The organism is uncultured Parolsenella sp., from assembly GCF_934660935.1.
GTDB lineage: Bacteria > Actinomycetota > Coriobacteriia > Coriobacteriales > Atopobiaceae > Parolsenella.
This window is the reverse complement of sequence record NZ_CAKUIH010000005.1, coordinates 82,624-99,066: the sequence shown is the minus strand read 5'-3', so window position 1 is coordinate 99,066 and position 16,443 is coordinate 82,624. Positions and strand designations below refer to the sequence as shown.

Below are 16,443 nucleotides of genomic sequence, written 5' to 3'. Positions count from 1 at the left end.
GCATCCCTGCGGCGAGAACCCCCCTGCGCAGAGATACCCCGCGTTGAGCCGCCCCCGTGCCGAGTCGCGCCCTCTACCGCTCCGCCTCGCCCATGACCTCTGCCGCCGAGCGCCAGGGGCGCAGCCGCGACGGATCTACCTCGACATGAGCGTGCTCCAGCACCTCATGCCACTTGACGGTGTACCCCGCGCCATGGCTGCAAAAGACCGAATCCGGCGTGTTGAGAAGGTCCGCCTCGGGGTTATATCCCGCTTCCGTAATAATGCGATCCGCGTCGTGACACGGCTCATAGCCGGAGAGCTCGAGAGAGATCCTTCCCTGGCCACTCGTGTATTCGGCAAGCTGCAAGGCGTAGTCGCCGAGCTCAGACGCGGGAACCTCGCCTGTGAGGCGAGCCTCGTCACCCATCTGCTCGGGAGAGCCGAAGCGAGCGGACATCCTCGTGAGGTCAGACATCGCACGGCCGACCTTATCCGTGGGTAGCTCGAGCTCAAACGCGTACCACGGCTCCAGCAGCACGCATTCTTCGAGCTCACGGGCGGTCATGAGCGCCTGTCGCATCGCGCGGTAAGTCGCCTGCCTGAAGTCGCCGCCCTCGGTGTGCTTGAGGTGCGCGCGGCCTCCAACGAGGGTTATGCGAACGTCAGTCACGGGCGCACCGGTGAGAACGCCAACGAGCTCTCGTTCCTGCGCGTTCGTGAGAATGAGGCGCTGCCAGTTGCGGTCAAGATCATCCTCGGAGCACTCGGAGCCAAATGTCACGCCGCTGCCACGCGGCGCTGGGTCGAGGCGGAGATGAACCTCGGCGTAGTGACGCAGGGGCTCGAAGTGGCCAACGCCCATGACTGGCCTAGAGATGGTCTCCTCGTACAGAATGCTGCCTGGGCCAAAGTCGATATCGAGGCCAAACCGACGCGCCATGAGGTCGCGGACGACCTCGAGCTGGACCGCCCCCATAAGCCTCAGGCGAATCTCCTGCAGGTGCTCGTCCCAGGAGACGGCGAGCATGGGGTCCTCCTCGGCAAGCTCTCGCAAGGCGCTGAGTACCGTGTGGATGTCGGCGTCGCCCGTGAGCACGCCGTAGGTGAGAACGGGCGCCAAGACGGGACGCTCTGGCGCGGGTTCGGCGCCCAGCACGTCTCCTGGGCGAACGTGCGAGAGACCCGTTACGGCGCAGACGCCGCCGGCGGAGACGAGCGAAACGGGTTCGAAGCGCGAACCCGTGTAGATGCGGAGCTCGTTGATCTTCTCGGACCAAGGGGTGCCGTCGGCGGTGCCGTCCACCTGCTGGCGAGCGCGGAGCTCGCCACCGGTGACCTTGAGCCAGGCGATTCGCTCGCCGCGCTCGCCACGGCCTACGCGATACACGCGTGCGGCAAATTCGCTGGGCCAAGCACGAGTGGGCGCGAGTCTCGCGATGGCATCCAAAAGCTCGGCCACGCCCTCGTTCTTGAGGGCCGAGCCAAACAGGCACGGAAAGACGTGGCGCTCGGCGAAGAGGCGCCGAGCGGTCGCGTCGCTGAGCCGGCCTGTCTCGAGAAACTCCTCGAGCGCCGCCTCGTCCGTCATGGCAGCGGCTTCGCCGGTTAGCTCCTTGATGGGGAGGCATCCCTCGGAGAGCCTTGCGCGCAGGGCCGCGACCAGGGCGTTCTTCTCGGCGAGAGAACCCGCATCAGGCAGAAGGTCGATCTTGTTCGCGAAGATGATGGTAGGGATGCCGTGGCGCTCGAGCAGGCGCCAGAGGGTGCGGGTGTGCCCCTGGATGCCGTCGTTCGCGCCTACGACGAGCACCGCGAGATCGAGGGCGGCGAGCGTCCGCTCCGCCTCGGCGGAGAAATCGACGTGCCCGGGGGAGTCCACCAGCGTGATCGCGGCGTCTGCGTGTTCGAGGGCTGCCTGGGAGGAGAAGATCGTGATGCCACGGTCGCGCTCCATGAGGTCAGTGTCGAGGTGGGAGTCGCCGCGGTCGACGCGCCCGCAGGTGCGGATGGTGCCCGCGTCGAACAGCATCGCTTCTGCGAGTGTGGTCTTACCTGCGTCGACGTGCGCCAATATGCCGACAACCGTTTGCCTCATAGGTCTCCCGGGCGTTGTGTGCTTACGTGTGGGTGCAATCGTCTCCCCGGTGAGCGTCTTGGTCAAGACGTGAGGCGGCCTTACCGTCCCGTCCCGGGCGCCTAAAGACCGCGGGGGCTATGGTGCCGTTCGAGCGGGCCTGCGGTTGCCCTGCGTGCCGATATCGACGCGCTGCCCATTCGTGAGAAAAGCGGCCTTGGCTACGCGAGTGCCAACGGTCGTGATTGCCCACGATGCTCGTTCTCTCCTTGCCGATGCCCTCAAACCATTTGGCGGATGCGTGGCCCGATGACCCTTCTGCGTGGGTATCGTTACACCATTGCACGTATGCGTTGGCGCCTGGGCGCCGGACAGGGGGATACCATGGCAGATCTTATTGGCAAGCGCGCTCTCGTCATTGTCGAGGGCTATGGCACTGAGGAGCCTGAGCTTCTCCAGCCCGTCGAGTTCCTGCGCGAGCGTGGTGCGGAGGTTGATATCGCCGCAGCTCAGAACCCGATTGATTGTGTGACGGGCGATCGCTACGACTCACAGCAGATCGTTCCTGACAAGATGCTCGCAGAGGCTGGTGCCGAGGGTTATGACGTGCTGATCGTTCCTGGTGGTACGGTCAACATGGACCGTCTGCGCATCAACCCCGAGGCGCACCGCATCATGCGCGAGTTTATGGAGGCCAAGAAGGTCGTCGCGTGCATCTGCCACGGCCCGTGGCTGCTCGTGAATGCCGGCGTTGCCGAGGGCAAGACCGTGACCAGCTGCGAGTTCAATCGCATTGACATGGAGAACGGCGGCTTCGTGTGGGTCGACGAGGAAGCTCACGTCGATGACTCTGACGGCCAGACGCTCATCACGAGCCGTTGCCCGGATGACCTGCCGGCGTTCTGCGCCGCCATTGAGTCTGCTCTGGCGTAATGCGCAGGTCTCGGAGGTGACTCGCCTGCTTGAGGTACGCCACGAGGGTATTTGTTAGCGACGAGTCGACAAGGACTACTTTGACGGGGCTGCTGTCCGAATGGGCGGCAGCCCACTTTTGTGAGCTTCTGAGCTGCGGATATAGCATATAAGTCATATTCACAACAAACGATAGCTGCATGGGGACGGGTTTATCTACCTGGCCTTATGACATATAAGTCATATTGAGAGATGAGTTCCTTTTCGGTACGTCTAGCTGCGGATATGACATATACGTCATATCCGGCAAGTACAAGAGCAGCGCCATTAGCAGCCGATATGACATATACGTCATATGGTTCGAGTCAAAAGGCGCGGCCAGCGGATAAAGCAAACGCGCCGGCAGCTTGCTCTTGGCGGCTGCCGGCGCGTCATTCTCGCGCGGTATGTTGGTGCGCTCGGTGGCTCGGTCGCCGCGTCCTAGCTCTGGCGACTGTAGTTCCCTAGCTCTGGCGACTGAATCTAGTGCCCCGGCCATTACGACTGGGCTGAGCGGTTTGGTTTGCCCTAGTTCGCCATGACCCCGTCAGACCAGGCTTCGGTGTCCTCGATGCGCAGGACGTTGGCGACCTCGCGCACACACTCCGCCTCGGCGAGTTCCGTGGCCGCAGCCTGCATGTTCTTCTCGAGCGCCTTGTGCGTCAGGAAGATGACGGAGCAGGTGTCGCTGTCAGAAGAGGCATCCTCGAGCTGGTTGATGAGGGAGATCGAGATGTCATGCTTCGCGAAGACGTTGACCGTCTCGGCGAGGGCGCCCACGCGGTCTGCCACGGTGAGGCGCACGTAGTACTTCGTCTCGAGATCGTCCATGGAGCGCAGCGGCAGCGTGTGGGAGAAGGGCTCTGCCTCGGGCAGCGGCGTGGCGCCCTTGGAGATGGGGTCTGCGAGCGTCATGATGTCGCCCACGACGGCGCTCGCCGTGGGGAAGGAGCCGGCGCCGGCGCCGTAGAACATCGTCTCACCCACGGCGTCGCCCACCACGTAGACGGCGTTCATGGCGCCGGAAACCTTGGCGAGCTGGTGATCGAGCGGAATCATCGTGGGATGAACGCGCACGTCGACGCCCTTGGGGGTGTTGCGGGCGATGCCCAGCAGCTTGATGGTGTAACCCAGCTCGTGCGCCACAGCGATGTCCTCGGCAGCGATGGTGCGGATGCCCTGCTGGTAGACGTCATCGGTGGTGACGCGCGTGCCGAAGCCGATGGAGGCGAGGATGGCAGTCTTGCTCGCGGCGTCGAAGCCATCGACGTCTGCGGACGGATCGGCCTCGGCATAACCCTTGGCCTGGGCGTCTGCGAGGACGTCCGCGTAGTCGGCACCCTCGGACTCCATGCGGCTGAGGATGTAGTTCGTGGTGCCGTTGAGGATGCCGGCGATGGTGAGGATCTTGTTGCCCACGAGGTCACGCTCGAGCGTGCTCACGATGGGGATGCCGCCGCCGCAGCTGGCCTCGCACTTGAGCTGAACGCCGTTCTCGCGTGCCTTGGCGGCGAGGGCTTCGACGTGGCGGCCGAGCAGGGCCTTGTTGGCGGTGACGACGTGCTTGCCGGCGGCGAAGGCGGCCTCGTAAATCTCGGTTGCGGGGTGCTCGCCGCCGATGAGCTCGACGACGACGTCTACGGACGGGTCGCTTACGACGTCGTGCCAATCCGTGGTGAAGGCGTCGTCGGGAACGCCGCAGGCGCGCGCGGCCTCAGGATCGAGAGCGCAAGCGCGGGCAATGCCCAGGTCGATGCCGTAGTTGGCAACGTAGTCATCGTGATGGGAGAGAATGAGGCGGGCGACGCCGCCGCCCACGGTGCCCAGGCCGATGATGCCGACGTTCACAGTGCGCATGGGTTACTCCTTCGTGCCGCTAGCGGCGTCGCGTGCATGTTAGATGGTGCAAATTGTAGCCGAGGCAGGTCCAGCGTAGGTTGCCGACGTGTGTCCTTGTCGCCCCTATGCATCCTGGGCGATAGCGTCGAGAAAGGCCTGTCCGTAGCGCTCCGCCTTCTTCTCGCCCACGCCGGAGACCTCAAGGAGCTCGTCTGCCGTGGCGGGACGCTTGCGGCACATGTCCTCGAGCGTGGCGTTGTTGAAGATGAGGTAGGGCGGCACCTGTTGCTCACGCGCGATGGAGAGGCGAAGCTCGCGAAGGCGCTCGAAGAGCTCTGCCTGATCGGGCGTGAGGTCGGGCGTCTCCTCGCCGGCGCTGCGCGCCTTGCGCGTGCGGCGTTCATCGCGCTTGGGTGCGCGGGGCTTGCCCTTGGCGACGCGCATGATGAAGGGCTTGTCCCCCTTCATGAACACCACGCCGCGGCCGGCAAGCTCGATGGTGGGAAAGTCGCCGGACGAGCGTGTGAGGTACTCGCGAAAAACGAGCTCGTCGATGATGGCACGAATGCGCGGCACGGGCACCTCCGACATGATGCCGTAGGTGGAGAGCGAATCCCAGCCGCGCTCGAGCACCTTCGCGGCGCGGGACCCCCGCAGGATGTCGACGAGCGAACCCGCGCCCACGCTCGTGGCGGGGCTGTTGGTTGCAATCGCGTGCTGGCGGACGCGCGCGACGCAGCTCAGGATCTTGAGGGCATTCGTGCGCTCGTCGACCTCCTCGAAGTCTGCCAGGCAGTTACCGCAATTGCCGCAGTAGGCGGGTGCCTCCTCGCCAAAGTAGCGGAGGATGAAGGAGCGCAGGCAGCCCGTCGTGGTGGCGTAGAAGACCATCTGGCGGAGGCGTGCCTCGTCTGCCTCGCGCATCGTCTGGAGCTGCTCCGGCGTGAGGTCGTCGCGCTGGGTGCGTGAGAGGAGAAACTCCGCGGTGTGGACGTCCCCGGGGCTGTAGAGCAGCAGGCACTCCGCGCGCGTGCCGTCGCGGCCGGCGCGGCCCGCCTCCTGGTAGTAGTTCTCAAGGGAGAGCGGCAGGTTGTAGTGGACGACGTAGCTCACGTTGCTCTTGTCGATGCCCATGCCGAAGGCATTCGTCGCCACCATGACGGTCTTGCGGTCGAAGAGGAAATCCTCCTGGTTGCGTTCCCGCTCCTCGGGCGAAAGGCCAGCGTGGTAGCGCGTCGCCGCAAGGCCTGCTTCGCAGAGGGAATCACACACCTCCTCGACGGCGCGACGGCTCATGCAGTAGACGATGCCGGAGCGATCATCGCGGGCGCGTGCGAACTCGAGCAGCGCGGCGTTCTTATCCGCGCGGCTCGACGGGCGCTCGACGGAGAAGGAGAGGTTTGGGCGGTCGAAGCTCGCCACGACGCGAAGCGGATCGCGAAGGGCAAGCGAAGTCTCGATGTCGTTGCGGACCTGCTGCGTTGCCGTGGCGGTGAGCGCCATCACGGGCGGACGCGTGGGCAGGGCGTCAATGAAGCTGCGGATACGCTGGTAACTGGGGCGGAAGTCATTGCCCCACTGCGATATGCAGTGCGCCTCGTCGATGGCGAGCAGCGCCACGCCGTGCTCGCTTGCCATATCGAGAAACGCAGGGTCATCGAGGCGCTCTGGCGCGACGTAGAGCAGTGCGAGCTCTCCGCGAGACGCCTGGGAGAGGACCTCGCGGCGCTCCTCTGCGCCAAGCGCGCTATTGAGGCATGCAGCGGCCACGCCGGCCTGGCGGAGCGCCGTTACCTGGTCTGACATGAGGGAAATGAGTGGGGATACCACGAGGGCGAGGCCGCCGAGCGCGAGGGCGGGGACCTGATAGCAGATGGATTTGCCTGCCGAGGTGGGCATTACCGCCAAGACGTCGCGACCGGCGAGCGCGGCGTCGACAATCTCTGCCTGGTGCGGGCGGAAGGCCTCATACCCAAAGGTGGAGCGCAGAATGGCGAGCGCGGTGCCCTCGCCATGGCGGGACCTGGCGAATCCCGATGTGCCGCCCCTGCCTATGCTGCCGTGGCTCGTGTCGATATCTCCCATGCGCCCTCCCTCGTGAGTCTTGGTTACGACATTGTACGAGTCATTGCGGACATGTTTTAGCTATCCGGTCACGCTGCTATGCTAGGCAATGAAACCAAGACACAGAAAGGAACTCGTGTGATCAAGGCTGCATTCTTCGATATCGACGGTACGCTTCTCTCGGACAAGACCAACCACCTCATCCCCGCAAGCACCAAGGACGCGCTTGTCCAGCTCAGGCAGCGCGGCGTCAAGTGCTGCATCTGCTCCGGCCGCCCGACGGCCCAGCTCCCCTGGTGCATCAAGGACGGCTTCCCGGGCTTTGACGACGCCTTCGATGCCTATATCACCATGACCGGTTCGATGTGCTATGACGAGAGCGGCGTCTACGCGGACGTGCCCATCGACCACGAGATCGCCTGTCGCTTCGTGAAGTGCGTCGAGGACGGCATGTTCGATGCCCTGTTGCTCAACCGCAATGGCGTCTTCTGCAATCGTCGCTCGGAGAAGGTTCGTGAGCTTGAGCGCATGGTTGCCTTTGAGTACCCTGTGCTCGATTTCTCCGAGGCACTCAATGAGCCTGTTTACCAGTTCTGCGCGTTTGTTAGCCCGGACGAGGAGCACGAGGTCTCCGATGTCATGAGCGACTGCATCATCACCCGCTGGTGTGACCTGTTCTGCGACGTCGTTCCGTCCACGAGCAGCAAGCCCAAGGGCATCGAGGCCACCCTCAAGCACCTGGGCCTCTCTCGCGAGGAGACGATCGCCTTTGGTGACGGCGGCAACGATGCCACGATGCTCGCTTATTGCGAGATTGGCGTGGCGATGGGCAATGCGACTGATGACGCCAAGGCGTCTGCGGACTACGTGACGACGGACGTGGACAAGGACGGCATCGCTCTGGCGCTGCGTCACTATGGCCTGATTGACTAAGTGCTAAACCTGCGTGCGGCGAAAGGGGAACCATGAGCGAGATTGATGAGTTGGCACGTCTTGCCGAGGAAGACTTTGACCTTGGTGATTTCGCGCGGACGGTGCGAGCGTGCCGTAGCTATCGACGCTTCGATGAGGGCGACCCTATTCCCAGGACCCTTCTCGTCGAGCTTGCAAACCTCGCGCGCCTCACGGCGAGCGGCGCCAACCGCATGCCGCTGCGTTTTCGCCTTGTGAGCTCGGTAAACGAGCGTGATATGGTGTTTTCCCAGCTCAAGTGGGCTGGAGCTCTCAAGGATTGGGATGGCCCCGAGGAGGGCGAGCGTCCTACCGGCTATATCGTGATCTGTGACGCTGGCCATGGTGCGACGACTTCGGTCGATGAGGGAATTGCCGCACAGACCATCATGCTCGCCGCTGTCGAGGCCGGTTTTGGCGGCTGCATGCTGCATGCCTTCAACAAGGCCGGTGTGTCTCAAGCTCTTGGCCTTGCGGACGAGGGGGTCGAGCCCCTCATGGTGCTCGCGTTGGGGCGTCCTGCCGAGAAGGTCGTGCTCGAGCCCCTTTCCGCCAGCCCGGACGGATCCATCAACTATTGGCGTGATGCCGAGAGCGTTCACCATGTGCCCAAGCGCTCGCTCGAGGATGTCCTGATCGGGCGATAGATGGAGTTGGCTGTCGAGCGGGTGCTAACCGGCGGGCGGGCCGGGTCGATGGGCGATGGCTGCTTGCTGAACGTGAGCCTGCTTGGGAAGACGGCCATTCTTTGGCTTCGGCTGGGGGGCGGTCGGAATGCGCCGACCGCCCCCTTCTGTTGCGGGACCGCCACAGTTGGTCGCCGCTGGACCATCAAACGACGGTTTGCTTCGAAAATGCATATAGTATTCCGTCTTCTGTATATTATTTTGGCCGTAGGCGCGGAGGGGTCGAATTTGGCGATCTCAACGGCAACCTCGAAAGGCTACTTTCCTCCAGGGTGGTCAAAAACCATTGTGCGGCGGACGGAATTTCTAGGTTTTCGGCACCACAAGATGACGGTCCAAATGAGCTAAAAGACGAAACCGCAGGTAAGCGCGTTGGGGCTATGTGACGTCGATCGTGACGGCCGCAAGAAGAGCCTTATGCATACGATTTTGCCCTCCAGATTGTCTTGAAACGGGCAATGAACGTCCGCCGAGATGGTGTTTTTGACCACCCCAACGGAATTTCGTTTTCGTTGTCGTCGCTCGCGCGAGACACAGCTGACATACAGGCGCGATTCGCGCGAGACATAGCTGGTGTGCGGGGCGCCCACGCGTTTGACGGCGGACACGCCCTTGCTATGCGCTGAAGAGCTCGCGAACGTCGAGGTCGAGTGCGCTGACGGCGATTTGCTCCTTGCCACCGAAGACGCAGACGCCACGGCTCTCGGGAAGCTCGGCCAGGGGACGCGCGAGGTCTTGCAGCTCGTCGGCCGTGGTGGCAAGCACCTCGGAGCGGCGGCGCTCGCGCCAGTCCTCGCCTCGACCGGAGAGGCGCTGGGCGTCAAGCCTGCGTCCGAGCTGGCGCGGCTTCACGGGCGCGTCGAGACCGGCGACACTCGCGACGATGAAGCCCTCGAGCTCCTCGTCCGTCGGCTTCCAGTTGGCAAGCCATTCGGCGGCAGCCTCGAAGCGGCGAATCGTGGGGTCGACGGCGGGGTCGCGGAAGGAGTACATCTCAAGCAACGCGTCGGTCGTGCAGCGGAAACCGCAGCCATAGGCTCCACCCAGCACGCGCACCTCGTTCCAGAGGTACTCATAGGAGAGCGCCTGCGACGCGACGCGCCAAGTGCCACTCGACTTGGTGCCGTGCTTGAGACCGGGCATGCCCTCGGCTACGAAGCAGACGTTGGCGGGAACGATGAAGGCCTCGGCGCGAGCCTGGGGCGCGGGAACGACGAGCGCCTTGTCGGATTCGTCGGCGCTCGCGAGGGCGAGTCCGTCGGCTGCCTCCCAGAAGCGCTTCGCGTCCTCGCCAGGGCCTGTGATGCTCATCTCGCAGTTGCCGGCGGAGAAGATGCGGCGGCAGAGGTCGCCAAGCTTCGCCTCGAGCTCCTCGGCGCGCTCGTCGAAGTGATCGACCAAATCGCGCAGGAACAGATAGAAGTCAACGCCGCCAAGCTTCTCCGCGACGACGGAGCTTGCCATGAACTGCGAGTTCACACGCGAGAGCGCCGCGGCGTGGCCCGAGTTCACGAAGGACTGCTCCATCCCCAGACGACGCTGCGTGAGGCTGTCGGCGATGCGCTTGCGGTCGGTGAACTTGGTGGTAGACCAAATCTCGGCGGGCAGCTTCGCGAGCCACTCGACGTTCGAGGAGAGCGCGCTTGCGCCCACGACGAGCTTCGGACGGGCGCTCGTCTCGTCACCTTCGGTGTTGTAAGTCTCGGTGAAGAAGGAGAGGAAGCCGAGCTTGGACTCGCAGATCGTGTCGAGGTCGTAGGCGCTGCGTGTCTCCGTGTCGAGTCTGCCGAGAAGCCCTGCGAGCACGCTCACGTAGGGGAGTTCCTCGAAGCTCACCTTGTCGAGGCCAAAGTAGAAGTAGGCGTAGTCGATGCCGCGCGTGTCGATGTCGTGGCGGAAGCACGGGACGGGAGCCTCAACGGCAACGGTCTCGGGCTCGGCGGGGCCGTCTCCGATGTCAGAGAGCTCGAGACGCGGCAGCGTGGCCAGAGCCTCGGGGGTGTCCGGCGCGGCCTGCTCCGCATGGAGCTCCTCCGCCTCGCGGGCGATGTCGGCAAGCTCGGCGTCAGAGAGCTCGGCGCGCTTGGCAGCGAGACGCTGGGCCTCGTCGGAGCGCTCCTCCTCGGTGGGAACGACCTCGACCAGGCACTTGTGGTCGCACCCGCAGATGGCCTCGGAGAGCAGCCGCTCGAAGTATCCCTGCGTAAGGCCCTCATGCATGTGGGCGAGCGCGTCCTCGTAGCGGAGGTAGAGGGTCGCGTCCGCGTCATCGTAAAGCCAGCCGCTCATCGCCTGGATGGCGAGGCCGATGCCATCGGGGTAGCCCCAGTCACCCTCGCGCAGGTTGAACTCCGCCTGGGCGAGCGAGGCCTCGAGGTTGTCCTGCCCAAGCCCCTCGCGAGCGAGCGTGGCGCAGGTGTCCTCGACAAGCTTCTGGAACTGCTCGGCAACGCCAGGCTTGGCGCCCTTGAGCTCGAAGATGAGGATGGGCTGGAGGAGGCCGTCATAGAGGAAGCCGCTCACGTCCTGGCCGATGCCGCTCTCGAGTATGGCGCGCTTGAGCGGCGCTTCGTTCGAGCCGACGAGCGCGTCAATCAGGATGTCCGCGGCGAGGACGCGCTCGCGCTGGGAGGAGCGGGCGAACACGTAGGCGACGCCCACGCAGGCGTTGTCGGGCGTCGTCTGCATGGGAATCTGGACGAGGCCGCTCACGCGCGCAGGGCACGCGGGCAGGGGGTTGGGGTCACCTGCGTGGCGATCCTCGGCGCTCATGAAGCGTTCGTCGAGGAACGCGAGCTTCTCGTCGATGTCGAGGTCTCCGTAGAGGATCGAGTAGGAGTTCGAGAGCTGATAGTGGCGCGCGTGGGTGTCGAGAAACTCCTCGTAAGTGAGGGAGGGGATTGCCGCCGGATCGCCGCCGGAGACCCAGCCGTAGGGCGTCTCGCCGAAGAGCTGGCGGTTGATGCCCATGATGAGGATCTCGTCCGGGTCTGACAGAGCGCCCTTCATCTCGTTGTAGACGACGCCGTTGCAGGTAAGCGGACGGGAAGTGAGGCCCGCGGCGCTGGCATCCGCGCCCTCCTCGTCGCTGCCGGTGCCCGCATCCTCGGCGGTCTCGCCGCTGCCTGCGACCCGCGTCTCATCCGCGGCCTCGCCCAGCTCGTAGTGCCAGCCCTCCTGCTCGAAGATACGTGGGCGGCTATAGATGTTGGGGTGGAGAACCGCGTCGAGATAGACCTCCATGAGGTTTTCGAGGTCGCGGTCGTTCGTTGAGGCGACGGGGTACATCGTCTTGTCAGAGAACGTGAGCGCGTTCAGGAAGGTCTGCATCGAGCTCTTGAGCAGATGGACGAATGGCTCCTTCACGGGGAACTTGTCCGAGCCACACAGCACCGAGTGCTCGAGGATGTGGAAGACGCCTGTGTCGTTCGCGGGCGGAGTCTTGAAGGCAATGGAGAAGGCCTTGTTGCCATCCGGGCAGGCGAGCCACATGACGCGCGCTCCGGTCGCGTTGTGACGCATCACGTATGCGGTGCCTGAAATCTCGGGCAAATCCTCGGCGGTCTCGACGGTGAAGCCATGATAGATGCCACCGACAGAAAGCTTTAAATTAAGGGTGGAATATGCGGAAGACATGATGGTACCTTTCACAGGTTGCTGTTGGCACTGACTGTATCACGCAAGGGAAGCGAATGACGAAGGCAAACAACGTGAGGCGTGGCGTTCTCCTCACGCTTTTGGGCGGCACATGCTGGGGCTTTTCCGGCACATGTGCAAAGTTCCTGATGGATGGCTATGGGGTGACTCCGCTGTGGCTTCTCTGCGTGCGCCAGCTCACGGCATCGCTCCTGTTCTTCGTCTATGTCTTCGCCGCTCCGCGCGAGAGGGAGCACTTCGCCGAGCTTGGTGAGGCGGTCAGGACTAGTCCCGGGTCCTCCGGCATTGGCCTGTTCTTTGCGACGGCCTTCTGCATGATGGTTAACTCTCTCAGCTACATCACGACGATCAAGATCACGAACTCCGCGACGGCTACGGTTCTCCAGGCGCTCTCGCTTGTCCTGCTCATGATCTTCTCCTGCGTGGTTGCCAAGCGTCTGCCGCGCCGCCGCGAATCCCTGGGTCTCGCGCTTGCCCTTGGCGGCACGTTCCTGCTTGCTACGGGAGGGGATCCCAGCAAGCTCGCCATGCCGCTCAATGGCTTGCTCTGGGGCTTTGCAACCGCCACGACCTACGCCATTTACTCCGCCATTCCGGCGAAGATTCTCGAGAAATGGGGCAGTCCCGTCGTCAACGCCATCTCGATGCTCATCTCGGGCGGTGGCCTTGCCATCCTGATTCACCCGTGGGAGAACGTGCCGGTATTCGATTTCGCGGGCATTGTGGCGCTCGTCGCTATCTCCGTCGTGGGCAGCTTCCTGGCATACGCGTTCTACATGCAGGGCGTGAAGGACCTGGGGCCGCTTCGCGCGAACATGCTCGGCACGTCCGAGCCCATCTCCGCGACGATCTTCTCCGTCTTGTGGCTCGGCACGAGCTTCTCGCCGACGGACCTCATCGGCTTCGCAATGATCATCACGATGGTGTATCTCACCGCGTAAGGGCTCTGGCCGCGGGCCGGGTGCCTGCCCTGTTTGCTGTTGCGGATGAACCTTGGCGCCTTGCTTTGGTTGCGATGGGATCGTGCTGGGCTTTCGCGGCCGATGCTACAGGAAGCGATACTGAACGGCGCGAACGCCCCACTCATAGGGCGACGAGCAGCCGAAGGCCTTCCAGCAACCGCCAGCGAGGTCGAGGGCGCGGCCGTGCTGGGCGAAGCCACCCACGTCGTTCACGGTTGCGGTGATGGTCCTGCCGCCGTAGCGGATCTGAACGGTACGGCCAAGCAGATAGCGCTGACTCAGCGGAACAGCGACGGTCATGGAGTCGTCCGTGAGGATGTCGCCCGAGGCGGTGGCGTTGCCGCCGGTGTTGTCAGCGACGGAGTAGGCGGATGCATAGCCGATCATCCACTCGCCGTCAGTCTCGACCTCGGAGCCGTCGGTCGCGCCCGGATCGGACTTGCCCGTGTCGGTGCCTGCGTTGGAATTGCCGTTCGAGTTGTTGCTGGAGCCAGTCTCGGGCGTCTGATTCTGTTGGGTGTTCGCGTTCTCGCGAGCGGCTGCCTCTGCGGCTGCCTGAGCGGAAATCTGGGCGTTGAGCTGATCGAGCGCGGCCTGGGCCTGGTTCATGGCTTCCTGCGCCTGGCGCTGCTGGTTGTCAGCCTCTTCCTTGGCGGCGGCAAGCGTCTGCTGGGCGCTCGTGAGCTCGTTCTCCATGTTGACGAGCTCGTTGAGATCATCGGAGTTGGAACGCTGGATAGCGCTGATGTACTGGTAGGTCGTGAGGAAATCCGAGAAATCATTGGCAGAAAGGAGCAGGCTCACGAGACCCGGGGTGTCCTGCTGCATCTTGTAGATGGAGCTCATCGACACCGCGGCGCGGTCGCGCTGCTCGGGGAGGAGGGCGGTGACCTCGTCGATCTTTGCCTGCGACTCGTCGATCTTGGTCTGGAGCTCGTTGACCTTGGCCGTCGCCTCGTCATAGGCCATGGCCGCCTCGTCGACCTTGGCCTGGAGCTCATCGACTGAAGTGGCGTGGGCGATGTGAGCGGGGAGTGCCAGAACGCAGCACGTGGATAGGACGACGCTGGCCACTACGGTCAGAACCGCCTTTGCCTTCACGCTGCGTTTCTTCATGCTACTCCCGAGGTCAGTCTTAGGACCGCACGCGCTCCGGCCCCTTTTTTACCATTGGACAAGGCGGCGAGTGACGCCGGATGGCCCGTGTCCGCGAGACGAGGTTGTACTCGAATCGAAGGGCATACGGACAATAGTCTACCTTTTACCGGCCCACTTCACACATTCCCCAGCTAAATAGGGCTAAGCGCCGTCGATGGGATGTCCATCGACGGCGCTTGTGTGATTTTTGCCAGTTGACGTTCCGCGAGGCGAGCGTTTGCGTGGAGCTGGTGAAAAGCTCTGCCATTACATGCTTTTACCTGCGGCGGCGCTGCTTGGTACGGGCACGGGCCACGATGTGCGGCGGGGCTGCCCGTGTGGGCACGAGCCACGATGTGCGGCAGGGTGCCAGAGCGGGTGCTACTTCACGACGAGGATGTCGCAGTCGGTGTTGCGAAGCAGGAACGTCGAGATGGAGCCGAGCAGCGCGTACTTGATGCTCGAGAGGCCGCGTGCCCCGCAAAGTACGAGGTCGGGCTTAATGACGTCGAGCAGCTCCTCCTTGAGGGTCTCGCGAATGCGGCCGGTCTTTACCTGAACCTCGACCTTCGGGATGCGATCGTTCGCCTTGGCTTCGGTAACGAGGGGCTCAATGGACTCGCGGAATGCCTTGTCCATACCGGGAATGAGGTCTGACGGGAAGGCGCCAGCGGTCTCGAGGACCGTGGAGTCGATGACGTGGCCGATGTATAGCTCCGCACCGTTGTTAGCCGCCACGACGATGGCGCGGCTGAGCACCTTGTCCTGCTGTTCAGAACCATCGAGTGAGACGAATACCTTCTTGTAACCAATGTCGTTGAGGGTTGCCATGACGTACCTCGTTTCTCTGGGTGGGGTCCCTGAGAGCCCCGGCCGGTCATAGGGGTGTTCCGCGTCCGGTCATGCCCTAGGTATACCCCGGCTGCGGAATCTCGAGCGGCTCGTTGACATGCGGGCGAATGCGTCGGTGGACGGCGACCGTGCGCAATTCTGCCTCGCTTGGTTCCGCGGGCGAAGCGGCTGCGTCTGGTTCTGTGGGGTTTGTTACATCGGGTGTCCGATGGACGCCTCGCTCGTTCGGCGCATCATAATCAGTGACTGTGCTAACCGCAGCCACGCGATCAATCGCAGCATCCCGCCGCGCTCAAATCGAAAGGTCCTGAATGATCCCCATGAACCCCATCGACCTGCTCAAATCCTCCTTCCTTGGTCTGGTCGAGGGCATCACCGAGTGGCTACCCATCTCCTCGACCGGCCACATGATCCTGGTCGACGAGTTCGTGAAGCTGAACGTCACCGAAGAGTTCTGGAACATGTTCCTCGTCGTTATTCAGCTGGGTGCGATTCTCTCCGTCTGCGTGCTGTACTTCCATCAGCTCAACCCCTTTAGCCCAAGCAAGGGTAAGGAGGGTCGTCGCGCCACTTGGAGCCTCTGGGGCAAGATCGTCGTGGGTTGCATCCCTGCCGCAGTCATCGGGCTGCCGCTCGATGACTTCATGGACGAGCACTTCCACAACTCTTATGTGGTTGCCGGTGCTCTCATCGTCTACGGCATTGCGTTCATCCTGATCGAGAACTGGCGCGCGCGTCGTCGTTCCGAGATGGTTGCCGAGCGCCCCCACGGTGCGCACTTCGCCCCGGGCGTGACCGATGACCTTGCCGAGAAGGACTCCGACTTCGGTGCTATTACGAGTGTCGATGAGGTCACGTACAAGACGGCGATCGGCATCGGCTGCTTCCAGGTCCTCTCGCTTGTGCCGGGCACGTCGCGCTCGGGATCCACGATCATCGGTGGCCTGCTGCTTGGCTGCACGCGTGCCGTGGCGGCGGAGTTCACGTTCTTCCTCGCCATTCCCGTCATGTTCGGCGCGAGCTTGCTCAAGATCGTCAAGTTCGCGCTCAAGGGCGCCGTGATGAGCGCCAACGAGTGGGGGATCATGCTGGTGGGCCTTGTCGTGGCGTTCGTGGTGTCGCTCGTTGCGATCAAGTGGCTTACGGGCTTTGTGCGCAAGCATGACTTCAAGGTCTTCGGCTGGTACCGCATCGTCCTTGGCGTGGTCGTGCTCGCGTTCTTCCTCGTGATTGCTCCGGCGCTTGGCATTGCATAGGGGTCGCGTGTTCGCGGGCGGCAATTTGTCGG

The 16,443-nt window shown here is 63.4% G+C and carries 11 protein-coding genes; 5 read left to right on the top strand and 6 right to left on the bottom strand.

Annotated elements, in window-relative coordinates:
* Nucleotides 1-73: 73 nt before the first annotated feature.
* Entirely contained in the window at nt 74-2,077 is a 2,004-nt protein-coding gene (locus Q0H23_RS03855; RefSeq protein WP_293835895.1) for a TetM/TetW/TetO/TetS family tetracycline resistance ribosomal protection protein, read from the bottom strand.
* Between the two features lie 363 nt (nt 2,078-2,440).
* On the opposite strand from Q0H23_RS03855, the gene Q0H23_RS03850 reads away from it, so the two are divergent.
* Entirely contained in the window at nt 2,441-2,989 is a 549-nt protein-coding gene (locus Q0H23_RS03850) for a DJ-1/PfpI/YhbO family deglycase/protease (RefSeq protein WP_293835893.1), read from the top strand.
* Nucleotides 2,990-3,535: 546 nt separating this feature from the next.
* On the opposite strand, the gene Q0H23_RS03845 is transcribed toward Q0H23_RS03850, so the two are convergent.
* Nucleotides 3,536-4,864 carry a homoserine dehydrogenase gene (locus Q0H23_RS03845; protein WP_293835890.1) on the bottom strand — a complete coding sequence of 443 codons (1,329 nt, stop codon included), beginning with the start codon at nt 4,862-4,864 and terminating at the stop codon, nt 3,536-3,538.
* Nucleotides 4,865-4,969: 105 nt separating this feature from the next.
* Nucleotides 4,970-6,931: a DNA helicase RecQ gene (gene recQ, locus Q0H23_RS03840; protein ID WP_293835888.1), complete on the bottom strand. Its 1,962-nt coding sequence runs from the start codon at nt 6,929-6,931 to the stop codon at nt 4,970-4,972.
* A gap of 117 nt (nt 6,932-7,048) precedes the next feature.
* Here recQ and Q0H23_RS03835 point away from each other — a divergent pair, with 117 nt between their 5' ends.
* Both Q0H23_RS03835 and Q0H23_RS03830 read left to right on the top strand, forming a co-directional pair.
* Nucleotides 7,049-7,843: a Cof-type HAD-IIB family hydrolase gene (locus tag Q0H23_RS03835; RefSeq protein ID WP_293815747.1), complete on the top strand. Its 795-nt coding sequence runs from the start codon at nt 7,049-7,051 to the stop codon at nt 7,841-7,843.
* Between the two features lie 32 nt (nt 7,844-7,875).
* Entirely contained in the window at nt 7,876-8,508 is a 633-nt protein-coding gene (locus tag Q0H23_RS03830) for a nitroreductase family protein (RefSeq protein ID WP_293835886.1), read from the top strand.
* A gap of 654 nt (nt 8,509-9,162) precedes the next feature.
* Here the strand turns inward: Q0H23_RS03830 and Q0H23_RS03825 are convergent.
* On the bottom strand, nt 9,163-12,183 hold the full coding sequence (locus tag Q0H23_RS03825) for an insulinase family protein (RefSeq protein ID WP_293835884.1): 3,021 nt from the start codon (nt 12,181-12,183) through the stop codon (nt 9,163-9,165).
* Between the two features lie 56 nt (nt 12,184-12,239).
* On the opposite strand from Q0H23_RS03825, the gene Q0H23_RS03820 reads away from it, so the two are divergent.
* Nucleotides 12,240-13,145, top strand: coding sequence for an EamA family transporter (locus tag Q0H23_RS03820; RefSeq protein ID WP_293835882.1), 906 nt, complete (start codon nt 12,240-12,242; stop codon nt 13,143-13,145).
* A 105-nt stretch (nt 13,146-13,250) separates the two neighbouring features.
* Here Q0H23_RS03820 and Q0H23_RS03815 read toward each other — a convergent pair whose 3' ends face one another.
* Both Q0H23_RS03815 and Q0H23_RS03810 read right to left on the bottom strand, forming a co-directional pair.
* Entirely contained in the window at nt 13,251-14,282 is a 1,032-nt protein-coding gene (locus tag Q0H23_RS03815) for a hypothetical protein (protein ID WP_293835879.1), read from the bottom strand.
* 402 nt (nt 14,283-14,684) lie between these two features.
* Nucleotides 14,685-15,134: a universal stress protein gene (locus tag Q0H23_RS03810; RefSeq protein ID WP_293835877.1), complete on the bottom strand. Its 450-nt coding sequence runs from the start codon at nt 15,132-15,134 to the stop codon at nt 14,685-14,687.
* Between the two features lie 341 nt (nt 15,135-15,475).
* Here Q0H23_RS03810 and Q0H23_RS03805 point away from each other — a divergent pair, with 341 nt between their 5' ends.
* Nucleotides 15,476-16,411 carry an undecaprenyl-diphosphate phosphatase gene (locus tag Q0H23_RS03805; protein ID WP_293836029.1) on the top strand — a complete coding sequence of 312 codons (936 nt, stop codon included), beginning with the start codon at nt 15,476-15,478 and terminating at the stop codon, nt 16,409-16,411.
* The last annotated feature ends 32 nt before the right edge of the window (nt 16,412-16,443 follow it).